Here is a 25447-nt window from a genome sequence, read left to right on the forward strand (position 1 = left end):
AAAAGTTAAAATTATTTAATTAAGAAATTGAATTTATCCATATTCTTAAGGGCAATACCAGTTCCGCGAACTACAGCTCTCAACGGATCTTCCGCTACAAATACAGGAAGACCTGTCTTTTTGTGGATTCTATCCGCAAGACCTCTTAACAACGCACCTCCTCCGGCAAGATAAATACCCGTTTTATAAATATCAGCAGCCAATTCCGGTGGCGTAAGAGAAAGAGTTTCCATTACAGCATCTTCAATTCTGATGATAGATTTGTCTAATGCACGGGCAATTTCTTTATACCCTACCATAATTTCTTTTGGTTTCCCTGTGATAAGGTCTCTACCTTGTACTGGAATATCTTCGATGTCTACATCAAGATCCTCTACAGCAGAACCTACTTCAATTTTAATTCTTTCAGCAGTTCTTTCTCCAATATAAAGGTTATGGTGAGTTCTTAAGAAATAAGCAATATCATTGGTAAATACATCTCCTGCAATCTTTACAGATTTATCACATACGATACCACCTAAAGCTACTACTGCAATTTCTGTAGTACCTCCACCTATATCAATGATCATATTTCCTTCAGGTTTCTGTACGTCGATCCCAACTCCTATAGCAGCTGCCATTGGCTCGTAAATTAACCTTACTTCTTTTGCGTTGACTTTCTGAGCAGAGTCTCTTACCGCTCTTTTTTCAACTTCAGTAATACCAGAAGGAATACAGATTACAATTCTTAATGCAGGCTGTATGAATTTACCCTTGATTCCAGGAATTTTTTTGATAAATTCCTTGATCATGTGTTCAGAAGCGTGGAAATCTGCGATAACCCCATCTTTCAATGGACGAATCGTCTTGATATCCTCGTGAGTTTTACCTTGCATATGCTTAGCCTGTTCCCCTACAGCAATAGGTTTACCCGTAGATCGTTCAATTGCAACAATTGAAGGCTGATCTATAACAATTTTATTATTGTGAATGATAAGGGTATTAGCTGTTCCCAGGTCTATCGCAATTTCTTGCGTAAACATATCAAATAAACTCATATTTTTCTTCTGATTTTAAGTTTACAAAGATATAAATTTAACCCTACTAAAGAAATTTCATTACAACATAATTTGGTTAAAATTTTATTAAAATTTATAATTCTTTATTAACTTTCTGTTTAGATAATTACAGAGTTTGATTTCAACTAAAATTAACGGGACAATTTGAGAGTCAAAAACACAAAGAAAAGCAGAGAAAACAAACAGGTAAATAAGCGAATTTGAAAATTTCTTTATTTATATTTTGTCTTCAACAGCATTTTAACTTCCACAGATGCCTTTTTGAATCTCTCTATAGTTTTTTACGATAATTATCATATACACTATCAGGGGATGATTAATTAAAAAAAACGTAAATTTGCCGTTGCTTATGTTACAGTATTCCAACATCCATCAAACATCGAATTTTGCCGTGCTTTCTATAAGCTACGAAAAGGCCGATGTAGAAACGAGAGGAAAGTTTGCATTCTTTGATGAAAACATCAAAAATTTTGTTTCCCGCGTCCATCAGGAAGACCTTGGGGATGCATTTGTGGTTTCCACATGTAACAGGACTGAAATCTATACCACTTCTTCCAATTATCTTTTAGTCGCTGAAGAATACTGCAAAACCATTGGGGTAAACCTTACGGACTTCCTTCAGTTTGCCAATATTCTGACTAAAGAAGAGGCTTTGATACATCTTTTCAGAGTAGCTGCCGGTTTGGAAAGCCAGATTATCGGAGATTTTGAGATTATTGGTCAGATCAAAAAAGCATACAGCCGTTTTAAAAAGGAAAGACAGAATTCTAATCCATATCTGGAAAGAGCCATTAATGCTGCCATTCAGATTTCTAAAAGGATAAAGAATGAAACAGGAATTTCCAACGGAGCTGCTTCTGTTTCTTATGCTGCCGTTCACTATATCTTAAACAGCCAAAAGAGAATTGCTGAAAAGAATATCCTTCTTCTTGGTGTGGGTGAGATTGGGCAGAACACCGTTGAAAACCTGGTAAAACATGTTTACCAGCCAAAAATTAAAATAGCGAACAGAACTCAGGAGAAAGCTGAAAAGATTTCCCAGAAATATAATATTCCTCACGTTGATTATTCTGATTTTGACAAGGAATTAAAAAACACTGATATTCTTATCGTGGCTACAGGGGCTAAACACCCGATTATCAACCAATCGCATTTCCCGAACGGAAAAGAAACATTGGTAATAGACCTTTCCATCCCTCATAACGTTGAAAAGAATGTTACGGAAAATGAAAATGTAACGTTAATTGATGTGGATGAGCTTTCAAAACAGATTCAGGAAACGATCCAGCAAAGAGAAAAGGAAATTCCAAAAGCTGAAAAGATCATTAAGGATCTGATGAAAGATTTCATTGAGTGGGAGAAAAAAAGAAAATTAGCACCAAACATTCATCATTTCAAAGCTGTTTTAAAGAACATGGAACGCAATGAAATGCATAATTTTTACAAGAAAAATAAATATATAGACATCACGGATATGGAGCTTTCTGATAAAATGATCCAGAAGATCACCAACCGTTTTGCAAAATATATCATCGATAATCCTTTAAAAGCCGAAGAAATTAGTAAATTAATGCACGAAATATTAGTTGAACAACCAAACAACGAATTCAATGAAAAGCATTAGAATCGGAACAAGAAATTCCGCACTTGCACTTTGGCAGGCTAGAGAGGTTGCAAGGCACCTTCAGAACAACAATTATTTAACGGAGATTGTTCCTATCGTTTCTTCTGGCGATAAGAATCTTAATCAGCCTTTATACTCATTAGGAATCACCGGGGTTTTCACAAGAGACCTTGATACTGCCTTATTGAATGATGAAATAGATATTGCTGTTCACTCTTTAAAAGATGTTCCTACCCTGTTACCTCAGAATATTGAGATGATCTCCTATCTTGAAAGAGACTTTCCACAGGACATTCTCATCAGAAAAGAATCAGCCAGAAATAAAGAACTTCATGAACTGAGACTTGCCACAAGCAGCCTGAGAAGAAGAGCTTTCTGGTTAAGACATTTTCCGAATACTGAGTTTTCTGATATCCGAGGAAATATCCAGACCCGTCTTCAAAAGCTTGAAGATGGAAATTTTGATGCGACCATTCTATCTTTGGCAGGGATCAAAAGAATGAAAATGGAAATTGATTACGAAATGCTTCCGGTCATGATTTCAGCCCCATCTCAGGGTGTTATTGCCGTAGCAGGACATTCCGACAAACCGGAAATCAATGAAATACTGAAACAGATCAATCACAAACCTACCCAGATCTGTGTAGAAATTGAACGAAACTTCCTTAGCACTTTAGAAGGAGGATGTACAGCACCTATCGGAGCTTTTGCCGAAATTATTGAGGATCAGATCCGCTTTGTAGCCTCACTTTGTTCTCTTGATGGTAAAAACTGTATTGCCATTGATGAAAATTTCGAATACAATCCGGAAGAAAATTTTGGAGAAAAATTCGCAAAGGTAGTGCTGGAAAACGGAGGAAAAGAATTGATGGCTGAAATCAAAAGCCAGATCTAAGATAATTTAGATTTCCAATTTCTTTTAACTGTATTTTTCATCTTCTAATCCAACAGACATGAAAATCTTATTTACCAAAAATATAGACCAAACCATTATATCCAAAGAATTAGGAGAGGATATCTCGGTTGACTGTGTTGAGGTGATTAAGACCAAGCCTATTCTGATCAGCCCCTTTGATCTGAAAAACTATTCCCTGATTTTTACCAGCGTGAATGGTGTAGCTTCATTTTTCAAAAACAGGTTTAAGCCTAATGAAAATTTCACGGCTAAAAACTATAACAAGATCTACTGTGTTGGTGAAAAGACAAAAAAAGCATTAAGAAAGCACGGATTTGGAACTTTTAAAGTCTTAAAAAATGCTGAAACTCTTTCCAGATTTATCATCGGGAACTGCCAGCATGAGCAATTTCTCCACTTCTGTGGTAATCTTGCTATTAATGTACTGGACAAAGATCTTCCTCTGCAAAACATTAAGTATAAAAAAATTACGATCTACAATACGGAGGAAACCAATCCTTTAATTCCTGAAAAATATCATGCTGCAGTATTTTTTAGTCCAAGCGGAGTTCGTAGTTTTGCAAAGCAAAATTCCCTGAAAGAGATGAAGCTGTTTTCCATTGGAGAAACTACATCCGGGGAATTGAGAAATTATACTCACGAGAATATTTTCACGTCCGAAGAAAACACGCTGAATTCTATATTCGAGCTGATAAGACGGGAAATCGTGAGCAAACTTTAGAATATCTGTTACCGGATTTAGACGGTGATATTAGTTTAAATAGATTATGATAAAAAACGACCTATATTTAAAAGCACTTCGCGGAGAAACCGTTGAAAGACCTCCTGTCTGGATGATGAGGCAGGCTGGAAGATATCTGCCGGAATTCATTGCCTTAAGAGACAAATACGATTTCTTTACAAGATGTCAAACGCCTGAACTTGCTGCAGAGATTACGATGCAGCCTATCCGCAGATTTCCTTTAGATGCGGCGATCCTGTTTTCTGATATTTTGGTAGTGCCACAGGCTATGGGAATCGATTTCAAAATGAAAGAATCCGTTGGTCCATGGTTGGATACTCCGATCAGAACAATGGAACAGGTTCAGAATATTGTGACTCCGGACGTGAATGATACTTTAGGTTACGTTTTTGATGCTATTGAACTTACTCTACAGAAATTAGACAACGACATTCCATTGATCGGCTTTGCCGGATCTCCATGGACAATTCTTTGCTACTGCGTAGAAGGAAAAGGAAGTAAAGCTTTTGATATTGCTAAATCTTTCTGTTTCCAACAACCTGAAGCAGCTCATTTATTACTTCAGAAGATTACTGATACTACGATTGCCTACCTTAAGAGAAAGGTAGAAAAAGGAGTTTCTGCTGTACAGGTTTTTGATTCATGGGGCGGAATGCTTTCTCCAACTGACTATCAGGAATTCTCATGGCAGTACATCAATCAGATCGTTGAAGCATTAAGCCCACTTACCCATGTGGTAGTATTCGGAAAAGGATGCTGGTTTGCATTGGAAGATATGACGATGTCTAAAGCTTCCGCTCTTGGTGTTGACTGGACCATTAAGCCGGAATTCGCAAGAACATTGACAAACCACACGATGACACTACAAGGAAACTTTGATCCTGCCAGATTACATTCAACTCCTGAAACCATCAAGAAAATGGTAAATGAAATGATTAACCGTTTCGGAAAGGACAGATATATCGCCAACTTAGGGCATGGAATTCTCCCTAATGTTCCTGTTGAAAATGCTGAAGCATTCATCAGAGCGGTGGTTGACTGGAAACCAACTTTATAAACACAAAATCAATCTTCACACCGAAGATTTACGATAATAAAAGAAGCCCTATCATTACTGACAGGGCTTCTTTTATATGTTTGGTTTTAAATAGTACTAACTCAACATTCGTTGTGCTTTTTTCACTCCTTCTACCAGAAGATCAATTTCCTCAAAGGTATTATAAACCGCAAAACTTGCTCTTACCGTTCCAGCAATATTGAAAAATTCCATGATGGGCTGCGTACAGTGATGCCCTGTTCTTACAGCAATACCCATTTTATCCAGAATCATTCCTACATCAGAAGAAATCCCGACTCCTTCAAGATTAAAAGAAACAACACCTGTTCTCTTCGCTTTCTCGCCATATACTTTCAATCCTTCAATTTCCAAAAGATGTCTTTGAGCGTATTCCAATAAAGCATTTTCATGGTTCTGAATATTCTCATGCCCTACTCTGTTCATAAAATCAACAGCTGCTCCCAAAGCAATATTTCCACCTACATTTGGCGTTCCTGCTTCATATTTAAATGGAAGTCCTGCATAAGTTGTTTTATCAAAAGAACATGTTGCAATCATCTCTCCTCCTCCATGGAATGGCGGCAAAGCTTCTAATATTTCACGTTTTCCGTATAAAATACCTGTTCCCATCGGAGCATACATTTTATGTCCTGAGAATACAAAGAAATCACAATCTAATTTCTGAACATCAATATTGAAATGAGGTGCAGACTGAGCCCCATCAATAACGATATAGGCATCCGTATTTTTTCTTGTTCTCGCGATGATTTCCTCAATAGGATTTACAATTCCCAATGCATTAGAAACCTGATTTACAGAAACTACTTTTGTTTTTTCACTTAAAAATTTATCAAAATAATCTAACTGAAGAATACCATTTTCATCAATAGGAATTACCCGAAGTTTTGCTCCTGTTCTTTCACAAAGCAATTGCCATGGAACAATATTGGAATGATGCTCCAGATAAGAAATGATAATCTCATCGTCTTTTTGCAATTTTTGCGTTAGAATATAAGAGATAAGGTTCAGTCCTTCTGTTGTTCCTTTTGTAAAAATTACTTCAAAGTCATGTTCAGCATTAATGAATTTCTGGATCTTTCTTCTGGAAAGTTCCATTTCTTCTGTTGCCAATTGGCTTAATGTATGAATTCCTCTGTGAACATTTGCATTAAGTTCCGTATAATATGCGTGACAGACTTCCAAAACCGAATTTGGCTTTTGAGATGTAGCTGCATTATCCAGATAAACCAACGGCTTACCATTCACTTCTCTGTCCAATATAGAAAACTGGCTTCTTATTTCCTGAATGTCAAACATTTATTTATTTTTTAAATTAAGACGTCCTTATTTAGAACTCTTCAAATTTACGGCTTTTTTTTCGAAAGGAAGCATCCGGTCACAAGCTGATACTTGTCAGTTAATAGAAATATTCAATGATATCACATGAATAAAACTGATATAGATTGAAAAGCACAAAAAAACCTGCCAAAAATTTGACAGGTCTTATATCATTAAATAAGCAATACTTATTCTGCAGATTTTTCTTCTGTTGTTGGAACATCAGGAGATTGAGTTGCAACTTCTTCTGCTTCTTCTTCATCTTCTTCATCCATTGCAGCAGCACCACCTTTCATTGCATTTCTAGACATCTTAACAGCAACTACTACTGCATTGTCTGGGTGCACGAAAGAATATCCTTCTGTTTTGATACCACCTACATAAAGTTTGTTACCAATTCTTAATGGAGTAACATCAACAACGATTTCGTCAGGTAGGTTAGCAGGGATAGCTTTTACTTTTAGCTTTCTGAAAGACTGACGTAAAACACCACCAGAAACAACACCTTTAGAACGTCCTGTAATTCTTACCGGAACCTCCATAACAACTGGCTTGTCTTCAGATAATTGATAAAAGTCAATGTGAAGAATTTTGTCAGTAATTGGGTGGAACTGAATATCCTGAAGAACTGCTGGAATTGTTTTTCCGTCAACTTCAATAGATACCGTGTGTGCTTCAGGAGTGTATACTAACCCTTTGAAAGCTTTCTCTTCAGCAGAGAAGTTTAAAGGTGCTTCACCTCCATAAACAACACAAGGAACTAATTCAGCATCACGTAAAGCTTTTGTAGACTTTTTGCCCACGCTTTCTCTTTTTGTACCTTGAATTGTAATAGATTTCATTTATAAAAATTTAAAAAATTGTTCTTAATTTAATCTGCAAACTATTTAAAATCAATTAAATAACAAACTTGCTACTGATTGATTTGTGCTCATGAACCATTGTCATAACGTCCGCAAATAATGGGGCGCAAGATAGCACTTTTATTTTAGATGACAAATTATTTTTAACAGGAATTGAGTCAGTTACAATAACTTCCAGAATTTTTGAGTTCTCAATATTCTCGTAAGCTTTCCCTGAAAGCACTCCATGAGTCGCCATAGCTCTTACAGTTTTTGCTCCTTTCTCGATCAGGATATCCGCTGCTTTACAAAGCGTACCCGCTGTATCGATCATGTCATCAATAAGAATCACATTCTTACCTGTTACATCTCCAATAAGGAACATTTCTTCTACAACGTTGGCCTTTTTTCTTTCCTTGTAAGCAATTACTACCTCTGCCCCTAGGTGACCTGCATAGTTTTTTGCTCTTTTTGCACCTCCCATATCCGGAGAAGCAATGGTAAGATTGTCAAGATGTAAAGATTTGATGTAATCAACAAAGATTGAAGAAGCATACAGATGATCTACCGGAATTTCGAAGAACCCCTGAATCTGATCTGCATGAAGATCCATTGTCATCACTCTTGTTGCTCCTGCTGCTGTAAGAAGATTCGCAACTAACTTAGCACCGATCGGCGCTCTTGGTTTGTCTTTTCTGTCCTGTCTGGCAAGTCCGAAGTAAGGAATTACAACGGTAATGCTCTTTGCAGAAGCTCTTTTCGCTGCATCAATCATTAGAAGAAGTTCTAAAAGATTGTCTGCAGGAGGGAATGTAGATCCGATTAGGAAAACTCTTCCTCCTCTTACGGATTCGTCCAAAACAGGCTCAAATTCACCATCGCTGAACTCCTGAAAGTTGATTTTCCCTAATTCTTTCCCATAATGTTGGGCAATTTTCTCTGCCAAGTCCCTGCTGGTTCTTGTACAAAATAGATAACTTAACTGATCGGCCATTTTTACTTTTTAAAAGATTTTGCAAATTTAAAAAAAAACCACAAGATTTACTCTTGTGGTTTCTAAGTTTTTATTTAATCAATAATTATGGTAATGTAACTCCTGAATAATTATTAGGATTTACAAGAGGTATAGACGAATTATAAGTTGAATTAATAGCACTGATAAATTCGTTAGCAATTACACCGTATCCTCTACCTGTTAAGTGTACTCCATCCAGTGAGAATGCACCTCCGGATACAAATTTAGCTGTATATTTTACCCCATCCCAAGAAATACCGGAATCGTCTGCCAGCTTCTTAAGTTTAGCATTTGCATCTACAAAAGCATATCCTTTAGCTGTAGCTGCTGCTTTAATCACAACATTATAAGCATCAATAGCGTCATTGATCTCCTTAATTTCAGATGGGATCAGAACATATTTGTCTGCAAACGGGTAAGAAACCCCTCTAGCACCAAGAGATGCCGGAATTCCTGCAGGAAGAGCAGTTTCCACTGAACCGATCGCAGCCTTGGTAGTTAAAGGAATAAGATCTCCTGATTTTGCCTGTCTAGCCTGTCCGTAAGTAGCACCAAGATAAGGAGCAAGCATTACTAATGTTGGATTTCCTGAATTGGCCGCAGCAACAGTAATCTGTGCACCCAGATTTGTAATACTTTCGTCTTTAATCAGCAATGGATTCGCAGCAGATTTAGAAAGTGGTTTAATTCTGTCTCCTGCTCCTAATCCTGCTAAAATCTGACTTAACGGGCCATATACATTTTTATTCAAATCATCAATTGTAGCCTCTCCTACAGCAACATTTCCTTTTCCTAACACTGCAGCAGTTAAAGGATTTGTTGGTATTGTTGTCAGAGAAGGAATAGAAGTTACACTTGGAATATTTGCAATAACTCCTTTCGCTTTTGTTGCATCAATTTTAGAAATCAACAGATCATAATATGTTTTAAACTGAGCTGGAGGCGTTAAAGTTTCAACAGAACTGTCTGCACCTGCCAAAGCATATAATAAAGCATCATTATTTCCTATCCATAGAGAGAAGAAAGTAGGATTTTGACTTACAAAATCATCAATCACAGATACAGTAGGGGATGAAGCAAATCTTACAAAATAAGGGTTTGCCGTCTTAGGTATAATTCCTGCAACATCACCATATTTAGGAGCTAATAAATGAGCTACTTTTGCTCCCGGAACTCCCATATTATTAAAAGGTCCTTTAAGAACTGTATTAACCAAGTTTGCCGCTTTATTATCATTGATATTACTTATATCAGGAGCTCCATCAACAAAACCTTTTATATAAAGCTTTGTATCTTGAATTTGGGGAGTAACACCAGGTGCAACAGCCAGAAGCAATCCTCCGTTATTATCACCCATTAAAGGCTGCCTGAAGTCTCCACCTCCTACAAGTTTCATTTGCTGAGCCATCATTGACGGATAAGATTCATTCTGCCCATCTACATAAAGAGCACCGTCTCTATATCCGGAAGTAAGTGAATTTCCTAACGCAACATATTTTGAGAAATCAGCATTCCCTTTTGAAGGTTGTATATCTTTTACATCCGTATCAAAATCAGTCTTACAGCTTGTTACGGTAAAAAGAAGTGCAGAAACTGCTATTGTTGATATTATAATTTTTTTCATAGTCTTTTAATTAAAAAGGGTTATAAGATAAACCTAGACCAAAATAGAACGCTTTTGCCTTAGCCTGTCCATAGAATCCAAGATTAGCATTGTTCACATTTCTGTACTGAGGCATCGCATATCCTCCTGCAATGTCAATTCCAAACTGTTTTAGCTTAAATCCTACTCCACCAGTAATCACATAGGTATCAAAAGAAGGAGTTTCCGGAATAAAGTTTTCGTTAGTATAAGGAGACTCGTCATAATATGCACCTAGACGACCGTAAATCATATTAGTGAAAGCATATTGAGTTCCCAATCTGAATGTTTTAGAGTTTTTAAAGTTCTTAGCACTCACAAGAACTGTTGGATCTGATGGGTTATTAGGTGCAAGTGGTGCATTCGCAAAATCCAAGACTAACTTACTATATCTCTCCCATCCATGATAGTTGAAATCCGCAGAAACCTGCCATTTTGGAGTCACTTTATAAGTTAAACCGATAGTATACTCTTCAACCAACGGAAGTGTTGCTGTGAAACCATCTTGGCCTGCAGCATTTAATTTTAATAATGAATAAGGGGTCTGAGTTGGGAACTTGAATGTAGCAGTTCCATTATCAGCCTTCATGTCAATTGCTGAACGGTATGCAATACTAACATCCAATTTTGGATCAGGTCTGAAATAGAAACCAAAACCATATCCGTGTCCGCTTGCTTTATCGTCATTGATATTTACTTGTCCATTAAATTGTGTCACAGCTTTATCCCAATCTACTTTTCCTCTTGCATAGATATAACTTGCTCCGAAAGCCAACCAAGGAGCCAGTTTCACAGAAACCATTGGTTGGAAATAATAACTCTTCAGTTCTAATTTCTGTACCATTTCCTTACCTTCCCAATTATCCGGCCATTTAATCGTACTTCCGAAAGGTGTTGAAAAGCTAAAACCTACAGATAGATTTTCTATTGGTTTATAAGTAATCGCTGCATAGATTGGGGTCCCAAGTGGGTTATCCGTTTCCGTACTCTGCAAAGTATTTAAGTTTTGAAAAGTAACTTTATTACTTGCACCAAATCCTCCCGCTACTACGCTCAGCTTGGAAGGAATAAATGACATACCTGCCGGGTTGAAGAATGTCACACTTGCATCTTCGGCATGAGCACTAGTATGCGCCATTGCCAATTGTTTTACCCCCTGCAAAGAAACTCTGAAGCCTCCTGCGTAAGATAAAACGCCCGCCAATAAAGCAGTTGATACTAATATTTTTTTCATAGACTATTATTATATAACCCAAATATAAAATTATTTTGAATACGTCTGTTAATATTTGCTAACATTTTAAACAATATATAAAAAGAAAACTATGTTTAAAATAACATTCTAGACATAATAAAGCACAAAGCAATAGTTAACAAACAATTACAAATCAGACTACATGACGCTATTAAAACTGTTTAATATTAAACGATTGTTTAACAAAAGGAAATCATCACCTTGAAAAAGGTCATAACAGAGTGAAATCTCAAAAAATGTTAAAATTTTGAAAGCAGATTTTTTTGTACCCGTTACAAATTTTAAAAGCAAAAAAAAGACCTATTGAAAACCCTCTCAACCAGACTTCTTTATTTCTTTAACTTCCCGACTTTACTAAAATACAAAAATGTTTTACCACGAATTCAGGTTATTTGAGTATTTTAGAATTGCATAAAGATAAAAATACATAAATTTGCAAGATTATAAATAATAGTAATATGAGTTGTGGATGCAAAACATCCGGCGATTCTGCACATTCTTGTGGTCCTAAAAAAACTGCAAGTGGTTGTGAAAATGTAAATACCTGCGGGAATAGTTATAAATTAAGTGTTTTTGACTGGCTTTCTAACATCAACAATCCGGCACCAAACAGGTGTGATTTTGTAGAAGTTAGGTTTAAAAATGACAGAAAATCGTTTTATAAGAATGTAAATAATATTCCTTTACATATAGGTAGCGTAATTACAGTAGAATCTAGTCCGGGACACGATGTAGGCGTAGTAAGCCTTACGGGAGAATTAGTAAAGATTCAGATGAAAAAGAAAAAGTTTTCTGAAGAATCAGCACTTAAAATATACAGACAGGCCAACCAAAAAGATCTTGAGGTATGGCAGGAAGCAAGAAAAAAAGAAGAAGCCGTAAAGCTTGAAGCAAGAAAAATTGCTCAAAGAATAGGTCTTGAAATGAAGGTAACTGATGTTGAATATCAGGGTGACTCTTCAAAAATCACATTTTATTACACTGCTGAGACCCGTGTGGATTTCAGACAGTTAATCAAAGATTACGCCGGTGCTTTCAGAACGAAGATCGACATGAAGCAGATCGGGTTCAGACAGGAAGCTGCAAAAGTAGGTGGAATCGGATCTTGTGGACGCGAACTTTGCTGCTCTACATGGTTAACAGATTTCAGATCTGTAAACACAAATGTGGCAAGATACCAGCAATTAAGTATTAACCCTCAAAAACTGGCAGGACAATGTGGTAAGCTTAAATGCTGCCTTAACTATGAGCTTGACAGTTATTTAGATGCATTAAGCAACTTCCCATCTTCTTCTACTACACTGGACACAGAAAAAGGAAAAGCATTCTGTATCAAAATTGACGTTTTCAAAAAGAAAATGTGGTTTGCTTATGTAGACAGTTCTATCGCATGGTACGACTTCGATATTGATCTTGTTAAAAAACTGATTGCAAAGAACAAAAGAGGAGAAAGAATACTCCCTCTGGAAGACCTGAAACAACCGGAAACACCATCCCAAAGCATTGATCTTATCCAGGAAAATAATGTAGACCGCTTCGAGAAGAAAAACAGAAACAACAGAAACAGAAACAGTCAGACTAAGCAGAACAATAATAACCCGGGACAAGGACAAAGACAACCTCAGGGAGAAGGTCCAAAGAAAAACAGACCTGAAAGACAGGAAAGACCTAACCGATCGGAAAAGCCGGAAAACTCTAATGCTAATTCAGCAAACCAGCCTAGGCAACCCAAACCACAACAGCAGCCAAAAGCACCCGTGGAAAAAGTAAAAGCTGATGCAAATCCTGATGCAGAGAATGCGCAACAAAGCAATCCGAACAAGAAAAAATTTAAAAAGAAATATCCTCCAAAAAAAGATAAAAATGCGTAAAATTTTAGGATTATTGACCTTTATTCTTTTCTTAAGCTGTAACTCTTCTTCAGGAGAAGATGTTATTATGAATTCCGTTGATAATAAGTGGAATAAGAAAAGTGAGCAAAAATTTAATCTTGAAATTTCAGATCCGCAGAATCCTAAAAATATTATATTTGTTGTAAGAAACAACAACAATTATCCTTACAGTAATATAAGGTTCATTGTGAATTTCACCAATCTTCAGAACAAGAAAAAAGAGACAGACACCCTTAATTATGTTCTGGCAAAACCAAACGGAGAGTGGCTTGGTACAGGCTTTGGTGATACAAAGGAAACATTGTTTCAGTATAAATTAAATTATAAATTCCCAGGAAAAGGAAAATATCAAATCGGGCTTACTCAAGCTATGAGAAATGATATCTTACCAGGAATTGAAGATATTGGGATAAAAATAGAAACGGCTAAACCGTAACCATAAATGGAAGTAAACAATAAAAATGCAGGAAATAAGGGGAAAACATTCCCTCTGCCTCCTAAAAAAAAGAACACCTCTTGGAAAAAATGGGTCTCCTTTATTTGGATTGCACTCATTGCGGTAGTTTTAGGGATTTCAGGACTTTTCTTTGCAGTTTCCCAAGGATTCCTTGGAGAAATGCCAGATGTAAAAGAACTGGAAAACCCGGACATATTTGTAGCTTCTGAGATTATTTCTTCAGATGGGGTAACGCTAGGTAAGTTTGAGAAAGAAAAAACTCAGCCTATCGTATATAAGGATCTTCCTCCTTTCCTTATCTATGCTCTTCAGGCAAAAGAAGATGAGCGTTTTAAAGAACATTCAGGAATCGACCTTTATTCTATCGCCAGAGCAGTTGCCTACGGAGGTGGACGCGGTGGTGGTTCTACCATTACCCAGCAGCTGGCAAAACTTCTTTTTACAGGAACAGCATCTCAGAATAAATTTGAAAGAGCATTCCAGAAGTTGAAAGAATGGGTGGTTGCTGTAAGTCTTGAAAAAAGATATACTAAAGAAGAAATCATTACCCTTTATTTCAATAAGTTCGATTTCCTTTTCAATGCAAATGGTGTTGAAATGGCATCCAGAGTTTATTTTAACAAAAAGACCTCTGAGCTTACCCTACCGGAAGCAGCAACTTTTGTAGCAATGCTTGAGAACCCAAGAAAAAACAATCCTTACAGATATCCTGAAAAGGCAAAGGAAAGAAGGAATGTTGTTTTGGACCAAATGCAGAAAACAGGATATATTGATGCTGCCACTTATGAAAAAGCAGCCAATACACCGATAGAGGTAGATTTTCACCCTATCAAAAGTATTACTGACGGATATTCTGCTTACTACAAGTTCTATCTGAGAAAAGAGATTGATAAATATCTTGAGTCTCATGAAAAAGAAACCGGTAAAAAGCTTAATCTTTATAAAGACGGATTAAAAATTTATGTTACTCTTGATTCTAAAATGCAAAAGTATGCTGAGGAATCTATCAAAGAGCATTTAACGGATCTTCAGAAAAGATTCGACGCAGAACAGAGAGGAAGAAAGAACAGACCTTTCTACTATCTTACTGATAAACAAATCAGTAGTGTAATGCTTCAGGCTATGAAAAGAACTGGCCGATATAAGCTGTTAAAAGCTGATGGCATGCCAGATGATTCCATTATGATGGAATTCAAAAAACCGATCAAAACTTCAAGGTTCACATGGGCTGGAGAAGAAGAGGTTGAAATGTCACCTTGGGACTCTATCAGATACCACAAACAAATTGCACAGGCAGGTTTAATGTCTATGGTTCCCGGAACCGGCGAGATCAAAGCCTGGGTAGGAGGTATCGATTGGCAGCATTTCCAATATGACCACATCAAACAAGGTAAGAGACAGGTAGGATCTACATTCAAACCTTTCGTATATGCAACTGCAATTATGAAACTGGGAATGACTCCTTGTTCTGCTGTTTCTAACGGAACTTATGACCATAACGGCTGGCATGTACCGGGAAGAGGAGGAATGCTTACTTTAAAAGATGGTTTGGCACATTCTCAGAACCCGATTGCAGCAAGACTTATAGAAATGACGGGAGTAGACGCTGTTATCCAGACCGCAAGAGATCTTGGAGTAACAGAAGATATTCCTAGAAACAATACCATTGCCCTGGGTTCATCAGATATTACCATCTATGAAATGCTAGGTGCATACAGTACTTTCGCAAACTACGGTAACCACAATAAACCGGAAATGATCTGGAGAATTGAAGACGCCAACGGTAGAGTTATTAAGGAGGTAAATGTAGAGCCTAAAGAAGTAATGAACCCTATGTACGCCTACACCATGATTGAATTGATGAAAGGTGTTGCACAATATGGTACTGCATCAGGAGAGCTTGGAAGAAGAGGAATCTCAAAAGCGGTTGAAATTGCTGCTAAAACAGGTACTACACAGAACAACTCCGATGGTTGGTTCATGGGAATCACTCCTAAACTGGCGACAGGAGCCTGGGTAGGATGGGAAGACAGAGCAACCCACTTCTTCGGAACAGGTGAAGGGCAGGGAGCAAAAATGGCATTGCCTATATGGGCAATATTCATGAAGAAAGTATGGGCAGACAAGACATTGGGAATTACTCCGGATGATAAGTTTATCAAACCTTCTGACTGGAAAGACGGCTGTTCAAACCTTAAAGGATTAGGTGGCGGATATGGAGATGACGGAAGTCTTCAGACCATTGATGAGATCAAAAATCCAAGACCGGCAGATCCAACACCTAAAAAATCTACAGAAAAGAAAGAAGAAAATATCAATGAAAACCTTCACTCTAATGATGAGGTAGATTTCAATAAATAAATTCTCTTTTAGAAATACATAAGACCTTTCAATAATTTGAAAGGTCTTTTCTTTTATAATTAATACCTTTGAAGGATGAATATCGAACGCATAAGCCAGCCTTTTATCAAAAAATTTCCAGGAGATTTTTCAAACAATCCTATGCAGAGAAATACGCCTAAAGTTTTATTTTCAACGATTGCCCCTGCAGGATTTGATAAACCTCAGTTAATAGCTTTTAATAAAACTTTATCCGAAGAAATAGGATTGGGTAATTTCGATGAAAAAGACCTGGATTTCCTGGTAGGAAACAATCTACCTGACAATATTCAGACCTATGCGACAGCTTATGCAGGACATCAGTTTGGAAACTGGGCAGGTCAGCTAGGAGATGGAAGAGCAATTCTTGCAGGAGAAATCACTAATGACTCCGGAAAAAGAACAGAAATCCAGTGGAAAGGAGCCGGAGCAACCCCTTACTCCCGACATGCAGATGGAAGAGCCGTTCTGAGATCTTCCGTAAGGGAATACCTGATGAGTGAAGCGATGTTTCACTTGGGAGTTCCTACAACCAGAGCATTAAGCCTTGCATTCACCGGAGAAGATGTCGTTCGGGACATTATGTATAGTGGAAATCCACAGTTGGAAAAAGGAGCAGTCGTAATCAGAACTGCCGAAAGTTTTCTTCGCTTTGGACATTTTGAACTGATGTCTGCCCAGCAGGAATACAAAAACTTAGAAAACCTATTGGATTTTACCATTGAAAATTATTATCCGGAAATCACAGCATCAGGTATCCAGAAATACAAAGCCTTTTTTGAAAGCATTTGCACCCGTACAGCAGATCTTATGGTGGAATGGTTCAGGGTTGGATTTGTACATGGAGTGATGAATACAGATAACATGTCTATTTTAGGACTTACCATCGATTATGGCCCTTATTCAATGATGGATGAATATGATTTAAATTTCACCCCCAACACCACTGATCTTCCTGGAAGAAGGTATGCTTTCGGAAAACAGGGACAGATCTCTCAATGGAACCTCTGGCAATTGGCTAATGCTCTTCATCCGCTGATTAAGGATGAAAAGTTTTTAGAAGATACTTTAAACAGATATGGCAATTATTTCTGGGAGGCTCATGACAAAATGCTTTGCAGAAAATTCGGGTTTGATGAACTAAGAAAAGATGATGAAGATTTCTTTACCAACTGGCAGGGATTAATGCAGGAACTGGAACTGGATCACACTTTATTTTTTAATCAATTGGAAAAATTATCCAGCGAAACAGATCTAAAGGCAGCTTTTAGTGATATCTCCTACTCTGTTTTAAATGAAGAAAAACTTGGGAAACTTAAGAACTTTATTGAAAGTTACAAGTCCAGATTGAATTCAAATACCATTTCCAGAGAAGAGTCTTTACAAATGATGGCAAAATCAAATCCAAAATTCATTCTCAGAAATTATCTGCTCTATGAGTGCATTGAGGAAATCAACCATGGTAAAACTGAAATGCTGAATAAGCTAACTCAGGCCCTGGAAACTCCCTATGAAGAATTGTTCCCTGAGTTTTCCGCCAAAAGGCCACCTGAATATGACGACACCGCAGGATGTTCTACACTTTCGTGTAGTTCTTAATGAATATACCGCAAAATGTCGTAGATATTGAATTATTTACATCATATTAAATATTTTCACTAATTTTAGAAAAATCTTTAATATGAAAAAAATTATCCTATCTTTAAGTTTAATGTTGGGAACAGCAGCATATTCCCAAACAGTACTGCTCAATGAGAGCTTTGAAAGTTATACGGACTTTGCCATTACAGGAATTGGAAGCTGGCTTACACTTGACCTTGATATGGCGGGCACTTTTTATGGTGGAGGCCCGGTTGTTGGAGGTGTAACTGATCCCAACTGGACACCAAGCTGGCCCAATTCATCTTCACCAAAGGCATTTCAAATATTTAATCCATCCAACACAAATGCCACAAACAACACGACAGCTACGGCTACAGATGAAGAAGTAAGAGATTTCACGCCACACACCGGACAGAAGTACGCCGCCGCATGGGCAGCATCTGCACAACTAGGAACTATTGCCAACAATGACTGGCTTATTACCCCGGCAGTGACACTGGGAACAAGCTCCAATACTTTAACATTTTGGGTGAAAGCTCTTTCTCCTGATTATACTGAACAATACAAAGTGGGAGTTTATACAGGAAGTGGAAGCCCAACCTCAGGAAGTAATTTCACAACAATTTCAGGACCAGCCGCCCTCAGTGCATCCTACCCATCATGGCAGCTTATTACCCTTAACCTTGATAGCTATGCGGGACAAACCATAAGAGTTGGCTTTAACTATATGGCTGAAAATAAATATATGTTTATGCTGGATGATGTTAAAATCACAACTTCAGGAACTCTTGGAACAAGTGAGGCTTCAAAAGCAAAAACAAACACAGCTATTTACCCTAATCCTACTAAAGGAGAAATCAATATTAAAACAGATAAAAAAATAAAATCAACTTCAGTAATTGACATGTCAGGAAAAACACTCAACAGAACAGAATCCGGAAATACAGATATTTCATCTCTTCCAAAAGGAATCTATCTGATGAACGTAGAATTTGCTGACGGAACTTCTACAACAGAAAAAATTATCAAACAATAATCACAACGTGTATACAATCTTCCCAAAACCACCCATTCCGGTGGTTTTTTATTTTACTTTTGCAAAAAATACGACACGTGTCATTTATCAAGACAAAATTTATTAACTTTTTGAGGCTGGTCTTCCCTTCCTCCTACACTGAACTTACAGTTTTCCTCTTCTTTATCATCTGTTACGGAATTCTGGGTTCTTATATTGCCATTCATTACAGAATTATCTTCGATAGCAGAATTCCTTGGGACGCCTACTTCAGCTTTGACAACAAATCTATTCTGATGACTGGAGGCAGCTTTGAAAGACACCCTCTATCCTATTATTTTTTCAACTGGATCAGAGAATTCTGTTTATTCGTTTCAGGAGGTAAAATGGATATGACCTTTAGACTCACCCTAGCCTGGCTCAGCAATATCATCATCACTTTAAATGTGGTTCAGATTTTCAAATACCTTAAGAATATCATCAGGCTTCCGTTGCCTTATAGTCTTTTGATTATATTATTCTTCGGAATATTTTCTACCAACATCATTCTTTCCTTTACTCCGGAAAATTTCACCTACACCCTATTCTTTCTTTCTCTATACAATTATTATGCAGCGATAAAACTCAGAAAGGAAGAAAAAATACCAGCCACAGCACTTTCATTGGCAGGTATTACCATTGGAGGACTTACCATTACCAACATGGTAAAAGTTTTCATCCCGGTTTTCTTCGAAAAAGGACTTTTTAAAAGCTGGAAAAAAATAGGAGAAGCCATTTTACGAGGTATGGCAGCCATTACAATCTACACATTGCTTTACCTGAACAGAATTGATTTTAAATACCAGAACATTTTTTCAAAGACCAATCAGCAATATGAAAAGTTTTCCAATGTAGAATCCATGCCGACCTGGGATATGATCCTGTCTTTCTTTTTCGGAGGAAATATTCTTTTTCCGAGTTTCATTATTTCAGACAAACACAATATGAAAGGTTTTGACTTTAAAGGTCTTTATATGGATCTTTATTCGTCAATATTCCCTTACATTTTCATCAGCTTATTATTGATATTGACAAGTTGGAGTTATCTGAAGAATTTTAAAAACAAATGGGTGCAGGTTATTATGATTTCATTTCTCTTTGACATCATCATTCACTGCATCATGAGATTCGGGCTTCACACTTCATATATTTACGGTGGTCACTTTGTATTTGTATATCCACTGCTTATTGGCTGGCTCTTGTTCGCCTACAGGTCCTCTGCAAAAATGATGGCTTTTTTAACGCTAATAATCTGTTTCCTTTTTGTCTATTTACTTGCAAACAATCTGTTCAGAATATCAGAATTCTTTTGGTTTTTAGAAACTTATTATCAATAAAAAAACCGGGAAAATTCCCGGCTTATATGTTTTAAAATCTTCAGTATTATTTTGCTTCAGCACAGAAAATTCTATACTGTACAGCCACTGCAGATTTAAAATATTCTCTAATTCTAGACAGATCCCCAGCTGCACTTTGCTTAGTAAAGTAACTTCCAGCTAAGATTTTATAGTTCGGTCTTAAAGAAGCATCTGTTTCCACTTTCAGATTAGGAAATCTTTTTCTGAAATAAGACTTCACTTCATTAGCTTCTTCATTGCTCTTCACCGTTGTGATCTGAATTTTATATCCTAAAATTCTAGGATTTTTTCTACAAATCTCTGCATTAGTCAATTCCCTATTCGGTACATAGATTTTAGGAGGTTTTGTACTGATGCCTGAAGAAATACCAGAGTCATTATTACTATAATCTTTAGTAGGATTATTGGTAACAACCTTTGAACATTTATCTTCTACTCCTTCCAAAGCAGCATTTATTTTGGAATCCATGGAGATAACAAGCTCCGTTCCCGAAAGCGTATCCTTTTTAACAACTTGCTGGGCTTCAATACTATAAAAACCAAACAATGATAATATCGAAAATATTTTGATCAAATTTCTCATTTAAACTTGTTTCCGCAAATTTATACAAATTAAAAAACTATACCAAACGAGTTATTTAGAATCAATACAAATTAAACGTAAATGATATTTTCCCCTTTCTATATGCCGTTAAATTTCTGTTAAAAATATTATTTTTGCGGAATTGATATGTTTCAATAATTTACTAACATAAGATAATTTAAATGATTAGTTGGAGAAAGCATTATAAAAAAACGTTGATCGCAATAGGCTTATTGCTATCAACCAGTGCTTCATTTTACGGGCAAGACGGCGATCCTAAAAACGGAGAGAAACTTTTCAAAGCGAATTGTACTGCATGTCACGCGCTGGACAAACAAGTAATAGGACCTCCATTAAAGGGGGTTGTAGAACGAGTAAAGACAGAAGGTGGTGTAGACAGAGATTGGCTTCACAAGTGGATTAAAGACAACAAAGCTTTAAGAGCTTCAGGGGATAAATACGCCAATGAAATTTTCGAAAAGTATAATAAGACTGAAATGTTACAGTTCCCTAACCTTACGGAGAAGGACATTGATGACATCTTAGCATTCACTACTAATCCTCCTGTTGAGCCTCCAAAGGAAGACAAAGCAGCTCCTGCACCTGGCGCTGATGCGGCAGCTCCTGCAGACAAAAGCACAACAAACATTGTAATCATTTCCCTATTAGCCATTGCAGGTCTATTAGTATGGATCTTGCTTAAACTAAGACAATTAGTAAAACTAGGCCAGTCTGAAGAATTAACAGGGCTTAACGAAACGAGAGTTCGTTCGTTCAAGGAAATGTACGAGAAGTTCCACTATGTAGGAAAAGGTATAATAGCTGTACTTGCTATTCTTGCTGCTTACGGAGTTTGGAACTGGTTAATGTGGATCGGGGTTTACAAAGGATACAAGCCTGAACAACCAATCTACTTCTCCCACAAAATCCACGCTGGAGAACAAAAAATTGACTGTCAATTATGTCACTCCAGTGCTAAATACGGAAAAGTATCTGAAATTCCTTCTATGAATGTTTGTATGAACTGTCACAGAACAATTTCTGAATACAACGCAGATCACTACATGGAGCCAGGAAAAGACAAGGCATTCTATGACGGAGAAATCCAGAAGATCTACGCAGCAACAGGCTGGGATCCTGCTAAACAACAGTACACAGGAAAAACACAACCGGTTGAATGGACAAGAATCCACAACATGCCAGATTTCGTTTACTTCAACCACTCTCAGCACGTAATTGCTGGTGAACAAGCGATCATCAATTCTTTCAACAAAAAGAATCCTAACAACAAAATTGACGTTGTATGTAAGGCTTGTCACGGTAAAATTGATACAATGAATGTTGTTCAAATGGCTAACGACTTTACAATGGGATGGTGTATTGAATGTCACAGAACGACTGAGGTTGATATGAACAACGGTTATAATAAAGAGTACTTCAAAAATCTACACGACAAGTTGAAAAAACAATATCCACAAGATGGAGGTAAGATCACTGTAGATGCAATTGGAGGTCTTGAGTGTGGTAAATGTCATTATTAATAACTAAAAAATTAGAAGTATAAATGGCTTCAAACAAAATACAATTCAGAAGTATTCATGAACTTAAAGACCCAGCTTTAAATGGTAAGCTGGCTCTTAAAGAGTTTCAGGAAGAAATTCCGGTAGAAGATTTCCTTGGAGATGCTGAACAAAACGGATCAAGTACTTCAAGAAGAGATTTCCTTAAATTACTAGGATTCTCTACAGCAGCAGTAACTTTAGCTGCCTGCGAAGCTCCGGTAATCAAAACGATCCCTTACGTGGTAAAACCACACGATATTATTCCAGGGGTTCCTAATTATTACGCTTCAACATATTTTGACGGTTTCGATTTCGCTAGTGTTTTAGTAAAAACCCGTGAAGGTAGACCTATCAAAATTGAACCAAACCCTGCTGGTGGTGATTTAGGTAAAACTAACGCTAGAGCTCAGGCAAGTGTACTTTCTCTTTATGATAATGATAAAGTAAAGCAGCCTAAGCTAGACGGTAAAGATGAAACTTTCGATAAAGTAGACAGTTTCGTTATTAAAGGGTTGGAAGAAGCTAAAGCGTCAGGCAAAAAGATTGTGGTTTTATCACACTCTTTTGCTTCACCAACTTTCAAAAAGTTATTCGCTGAATTCAAAGCTAAATATCCTACAGCTGAATTAGTAACTTTCGATGCTTATCCTTATGCTGCAGGATTAGATGCTGCTCAGGAAGTATTCGGACAAAGAGCATTACCTGTTTATGACCTTAACGGTTCTGAATTGGTAGTTTCTTTCCAGGCTGATTTCTTAGGAGATTATAACGCTTCAAGTTTAGAGTCTTCTTACGCAGCAGCTAGAAAACCAAGTGCAACCATGTTGAGACACATCCAAGTGGAATCTAACATGTCATTAACTGGTGCTAACGCTGACTCAAGATACAGATTAAAGCCAAGTGCTGTAAACAAAACTTTAGTTGAGGTTTATAATGCAATCGTAGGTGGTGGTACTTCTGATAAGACTGCTACTGAAATTGCAAACGAACTTAAAGCAAAAGGAAGCAAAGCTGTTGTTTTTGCTGACGGTTCTAAAGGAGCACAGGTTTTAGCACACTTAATCAACCAAAAATTAGGTTCAGTAGCTTTCACTGGTAAAGCAAACTTACTAAAAGAATTCAACGGTGCAAGATACCAGGAATTCCTAGGATGGATAAACGGTGGACAAGTTGGAGTATTAGTTACAAACAACGTAGATCCTATCTATGCTCATCCAAAAGGAGAAGACTTCAAGAAGTCTTTATCAAAAGTTCCTTATGTAATTGCGGTTGCTGATAAGAAAAATGAAATGTACAAAGCAGCTAAGGCTGTGATTCCAGTGGCTAACTGGTTAGAGTCTTGGGGAGATATCGAACCACAGACAGGAGTATATTCATTAATGCAGCCTACGATCCAGAAGATCTACAAATCAAGACAGATTGAAGAATCTTTATTGGTTTGGAAAAATGGTAAAAACAATGCTGCAAACAACTACTACGATTATTTAAAGGCTAGCTCTGCTTCTCTTTTAGGTAGTACTTCTTTCAACAAAGCATTATATAACGGTATCAACCCTTCTACAAACTCAACAACATTATCTTACGCTGGTGGAAACGCTGCACAAGCTGTTGCTGAGCTAGGAAACTTCAAAGCTTCCGAATTAGAATTAGTATTATACACTACGACTTCAATGGGAGACGGTACTCAGGCAAACAACCCTTGGTTACAAGAGTTACCTGACCCGATCACTAGAATGTCTTGGGATAACTACCTGACTATTTCTCCAAAAGACGCAGAGAAATTTGCAATTGACAACGATCTTAACGCGAGAATGCAGTTAGATGGTTCAATTGTTAATCTTACTGTAAACGGAGTAACAATAAAAGATGTTCCTGTATTCGTACAACCAGGTCAAGCAGAAGGATCAGTAGGTCTTGCGCTTGGTTATGGTAAGAAAGACTCAGGAGCAACTGCAGATACTGGGGTAAATGCTTATCCTTTATTCGATGGTTCTAACCTTGTTCTTTCTGGTGCTAAAATCGAAAAGACAGGAGAAGATCACGAATTCGCAGGTATCCAGCTTCAAAATACATTAATGGGTCGTTACGAAATCGCTAAAGAAGTTCCTTTAGCTGAATTCATCAACGTACCATTTGATGACGAGCACAAAGGATGGAATAAGCCTTTGGAATACCACACCATCAGTGGAGCTCTTCCAGCAAGAAAAATCGATCTTTGGGATGCATTTGATGATACTGACGGTCCTCATTTCAACTTATCTATTGACTTGAACTCTTGTACAGGTTGTGGAGCATGTATCATTGCTTGTCAGGCTGAGAACAACGTTCCTGTAGTAGGTAAAGAAGAAGTAAGAATGTCTAGAGATATGTATTGGTTAAGAATTGACCGTTACTATTCTTCAAGACAAAAGGTAGAAATATACGAAGGATTAAAAGAAGGAATGGCTGTACCTGAATTGTATGGTACTGCATTCGGAGACGGAGGGGCATTGAACCACCCGGCTGATAATCCAGATGTAATCTTCCAACCGGTAATGTGTCAGCACTGTAACCACGCTCCATGTGAAACTGTATGTCCGGTAGCGGCTACTTCACACGGTAAGCAAGGTCAAAACCATATGGCTTACAACAGATGTATCGGTACAAGATATTGTGCAAACAACTGTCCGTACAAAGTAAGACGTTTCAACTGGTTTACGTATAACCTAAATGACAAGTTCGATTACAACATGAACAACGATTTAGGAAGAATGGTACTTAACCCTGACGTAGTTGTTAGAACTAGAGGGGTAATGGAGAAATGTTCAATGTGTATCCAAATGACTCAGAATACTATTCTTGAGGCTAAGAAAGAGGGAAGAAGAGTGAAGGATGGAGAATTCCAGACAGCTTGTTCTAAAGCTTGTTCTACTGGTGCAATGACATTTGGAGACATGAATGATAAAGATTCTTCAATTAGAAAGGTGTATGCCTCTAACAGAAGATATTATTTACTAGAGGAGATCGGAACAAAACCAAATGTGTTCTATCATACTAAAGTAAGAAACAGAGTAGAAAAATAAAGTTTAAAT

General features: G+C 37.2%; 19 protein-coding genes. 12 read left to right on the forward strand and 7 right to left on the reverse strand.

Going from position 1 to position 25447, the window contains the following annotated elements:
• Positions 1 to 11: 11 nt before the first annotated feature.
• A complete protein-coding gene (locus tag DRF65_RS01575; RefSeq protein WP_115968299.1) occupies positions 12 to 1037 on the reverse strand; it encodes a rod shape-determining protein in 1026 nt (341 codons plus the stop codon).
• Between the two features lie 370 nt (positions 1038 to 1407).
• On the opposite strand from DRF65_RS01575, the gene hemA reads away from it, so the two are divergent.
• From hemA to hemE, 4 genes are read left to right on the forward strand one after another with little or no spacing between them, the layout of a single operon-like run.
• Complete coding sequence (gene hemA, locus DRF65_RS01580; protein WP_115968301.1) at positions 1408 to 2682, forward strand: glutamyl-tRNA reductase; 1275 nt, start codon at positions 1408 to 1410, stop codon at positions 2680 to 2682.
• On the forward strand, positions 2669 to 3577 hold the full coding sequence (gene hemC, locus DRF65_RS01585) for a hydroxymethylbilane synthase (protein ID WP_115968303.1): 909 nt from the start codon (positions 2669 to 2671) through the stop codon (positions 3575 to 3577). Before hemA ends, hemC begins: the two co-directional genes overlap by 14 nt.
• 58 nt (positions 3578 to 3635) lie before the next feature.
• Positions 3636 to 4319, forward strand: a complete 684-nt coding sequence (locus tag DRF65_RS01590) for a uroporphyrinogen-III synthase (protein WP_115968305.1) — start codon at positions 3636 to 3638, stop codon at positions 4317 to 4319.
• A 46-nt stretch (positions 4320 to 4365) separates the two neighbouring features.
• The gene (gene hemE / locus DRF65_RS01595) at positions 4366 to 5397 is read left to right on the forward strand and encodes a uroporphyrinogen decarboxylase (protein WP_115968307.1); all 1032 of its coding nucleotides are present in this window, start codon (positions 4366 to 4368) and stop codon (positions 5395 to 5397) included.
• A gap of 96 nt (positions 5398 to 5493) precedes the next feature.
• Here hemE and DRF65_RS01600 read toward each other — a convergent pair whose 3' ends face one another.
• From DRF65_RS01600 to DRF65_RS01620, 5 genes are all read right to left on the reverse strand, one after another.
• Positions 5494 to 6714: a cysteine desulfurase gene (locus DRF65_RS01600; protein WP_115968309.1), complete on the reverse strand. Its 1221-nt coding sequence runs from the start codon at positions 6712 to 6714 to the stop codon at positions 5494 to 5496.
• A 209-nt stretch (positions 6715 to 6923) separates the two neighbouring features.
• Complete coding sequence (locus DRF65_RS01605; protein ID WP_115968310.1) at positions 6924 to 7577, reverse strand: 50S ribosomal protein L25/general stress protein Ctc; 654 nt, start codon at positions 7575 to 7577, stop codon at positions 6924 to 6926.
• 55 nt (positions 7578 to 7632) lie between these two features.
• Entirely contained in the window at positions 7633 to 8571 is a 939-nt protein-coding gene (locus tag DRF65_RS01610) for a ribose-phosphate pyrophosphokinase (protein ID WP_115968312.1), read from the reverse strand.
• Between the two features lie 85 nt (positions 8572 to 8656).
• A complete protein-coding gene (locus DRF65_RS01615; RefSeq protein WP_115968314.1) occupies positions 8657 to 10216 on the reverse strand; it encodes an SGNH/GDSL hydrolase family protein in 1560 nt (519 codons plus the stop codon).
• 10 nt (positions 10217 to 10226) lie between these two features.
• Positions 10227 to 11468 carry an OmpP1/FadL family transporter gene (locus DRF65_RS01620; RefSeq protein WP_115968315.1) on the reverse strand — a complete coding sequence of 414 codons (1242 nt, stop codon included), beginning with the start codon at positions 11466 to 11468 and terminating at the stop codon, positions 10227 to 10229.
• Between the two features lie 479 nt (positions 11469 to 11947).
• Between DRF65_RS01620 and DRF65_RS01625 the strand changes: the two genes are divergently transcribed.
• From DRF65_RS01625 to DRF65_RS01650, 6 genes are all read left to right on the forward strand, one after another.
• A complete protein-coding gene (locus tag DRF65_RS01625) occupies positions 11948 to 13360 on the forward strand; it encodes a PSP1 domain-containing protein (protein WP_115968317.1) in 1413 nt (470 codons plus the stop codon).
• Complete coding sequence (locus DRF65_RS01630) at positions 13353 to 13817, forward strand: gliding motility lipoprotein GldH (RefSeq protein WP_115968319.1); 465 nt, start codon at positions 13353 to 13355, stop codon at positions 13815 to 13817. Before DRF65_RS01625 ends, DRF65_RS01630 begins: the two co-directional genes overlap by 8 nt.
• Positions 13818 to 13823: 6 nt before the next feature.
• Positions 13824 to 16199, forward strand: coding sequence for a transglycosylase domain-containing protein (locus DRF65_RS01635; protein ID WP_115968321.1), 2376 nt, complete (start codon positions 13824 to 13826; stop codon positions 16197 to 16199).
• 75 nt (positions 16200 to 16274) lie between these two features.
• A complete protein-coding gene (locus DRF65_RS01640; RefSeq protein ID WP_115968323.1) occupies positions 16275 to 17816 on the forward strand; it encodes a protein adenylyltransferase SelO in 1542 nt (513 codons plus the stop codon).
• Positions 17817 to 17898: 82 nt separating this feature from the next.
• Positions 17899 to 18855, forward strand: coding sequence for a T9SS-dependent choice-of-anchor J family protein (locus DRF65_RS01645; RefSeq protein ID WP_115968325.1), 957 nt, complete (start codon positions 17899 to 17901; stop codon positions 18853 to 18855).
• 77 nt (positions 18856 to 18932) lie between these two features.
• A complete protein-coding gene (locus tag DRF65_RS01650; RefSeq protein ID WP_228438444.1) occupies positions 18933 to 20210 on the forward strand; it encodes a DUF6080 domain-containing protein in 1278 nt (425 codons plus the stop codon).
• Between the two features lie 46 nt (positions 20211 to 20256).
• On the opposite strand, the gene DRF65_RS01655 is transcribed toward DRF65_RS01650, so the two are convergent.
• Positions 20257 to 20814 (reverse strand): SPOR domain-containing protein, encoded by a 558-nt coding sequence (locus DRF65_RS01655; RefSeq protein WP_115968327.1) that lies wholly within the window; start codon positions 20812 to 20814, stop codon positions 20257 to 20259.
• 182 nt (positions 20815 to 20996) lie between these two features.
• On the opposite strand from DRF65_RS01655, the gene DRF65_RS01660 reads away from it, so the two are divergent.
• Together DRF65_RS01660 and DRF65_RS01665 are read left to right on the forward strand one after the other, a co-directional pair.
• The gene (locus DRF65_RS01660; protein WP_115968329.1) at positions 20997 to 22355 is read left to right on the forward strand and encodes a c-type cytochrome; all 1359 of its coding nucleotides are present in this window, start codon (positions 20997 to 20999) and stop codon (positions 22353 to 22355) included.
• A gap of 23 nt (positions 22356 to 22378) precedes the next feature.
• Positions 22379 to 25438, forward strand: a complete 3060-nt coding sequence (locus DRF65_RS01665; protein ID WP_115968331.1) for a TAT-variant-translocated molybdopterin oxidoreductase — start codon at positions 22379 to 22381, stop codon at positions 25436 to 25438.
• The last annotated feature ends 9 nt before the right edge of the window (positions 25439 to 25447 follow it).

The organism is Chryseobacterium pennae, assembly GCF_003385515.1.
Taxonomy (GTDB): domain Bacteria; phylum Bacteroidota; class Bacteroidia; order Flavobacteriales; family Weeksellaceae; genus Chryseobacterium; species Chryseobacterium pennae.

What these genes read in the sequence shown, in the direction of transcription:
- DRF65_RS01575 (WP_115968299.1), bottom strand. Translation starts at nt 1,037, where the DNA reads ATGAGTTTATTTGATATGTTTACGCAAGAAATTGCGATAGACCTGGGA.
- hemA (WP_115968301.1), top strand. Translation starts at nt 1,408, where the DNA reads ATGTTACAGTATTCCAACATCCATCAAACATCGAATTTTGCCGTGCTT.
- hemC (WP_115968303.1), top strand. Translation starts at nt 2,669, where the DNA reads ATGAAAAGCATTAGAATCGGAACAAGAAATTCCGCACTTGCACTTTGG.
- DRF65_RS01590 (WP_115968305.1), top strand. Translation starts at nt 3,636, where the DNA reads ATGAAAATCTTATTTACCAAAAATATAGACCAAACCATTATATCCAAA.
- hemE (WP_115968307.1), top strand. Translation starts at nt 4,366, where the DNA reads ATGATAAAAAACGACCTATATTTAAAAGCACTTCGCGGAGAAACCGTT.
- DRF65_RS01600 (WP_115968309.1), bottom strand. Translation starts at nt 6,714, where the DNA reads ATGTTTGACATTCAGGAAATAAGAAGCCAGTTTTCTATATTGGACAGA.
- DRF65_RS01605 (WP_115968310.1), bottom strand. Translation starts at nt 7,577, where the DNA reads ATGAAATCTATTACAATTCAAGGTACAAAAAGAGAAAGCGTGGGCAAA.
- DRF65_RS01610 (WP_115968312.1), bottom strand. Translation starts at nt 8,571, where the DNA reads ATGGCCGATCAGTTAAGTTATCTATTTTGTACAAGAACCAGCAGGGAC.
- DRF65_RS01615 (WP_115968314.1), bottom strand. Translation starts at nt 10,216, where the DNA reads ATGAAAAAAATTATAATATCAACAATAGCAGTTTCTGCACTTCTTTTT.
- DRF65_RS01620 (WP_115968315.1), bottom strand. Translation starts at nt 11,468, where the DNA reads ATGAAAAAAATATTAGTATCAACTGCTTTATTGGCGGGCGTTTTATCT.
- DRF65_RS01625 (WP_115968317.1), top strand. Translation starts at nt 11,948, where the DNA reads ATGAGTTGTGGATGCAAAACATCCGGCGATTCTGCACATTCTTGTGGT.
- DRF65_RS01630 (WP_115968319.1), top strand. Translation starts at nt 13,353, where the DNA reads ATGCGTAAAATTTTAGGATTATTGACCTTTATTCTTTTCTTAAGCTGT.
- DRF65_RS01635 (WP_115968321.1), top strand. Translation starts at nt 13,824, where the DNA reads ATGGAAGTAAACAATAAAAATGCAGGAAATAAGGGGAAAACATTCCCT.
- DRF65_RS01640 (WP_115968323.1), top strand. Translation starts at nt 16,275, where the DNA reads ATGAATATCGAACGCATAAGCCAGCCTTTTATCAAAAAATTTCCAGGA.
- DRF65_RS01645 (WP_115968325.1), top strand. Translation starts at nt 17,899, where the DNA reads ATGAAAAAAATTATCCTATCTTTAAGTTTAATGTTGGGAACAGCAGCA.
- DRF65_RS01655 (WP_115968327.1), bottom strand. Translation starts at nt 20,814, where the DNA reads ATGAGAAATTTGATCAAAATATTTTCGATATTATCATTGTTTGGTTTT.
- DRF65_RS01660 (WP_115968329.1), top strand. Translation starts at nt 20,997, where the DNA reads ATGATTAGTTGGAGAAAGCATTATAAAAAAACGTTGATCGCAATAGGC.
- DRF65_RS01665 (WP_115968331.1), top strand. Translation starts at nt 22,379, where the DNA reads ATGGCTTCAAACAAAATACAATTCAGAAGTATTCATGAACTTAAAGAC.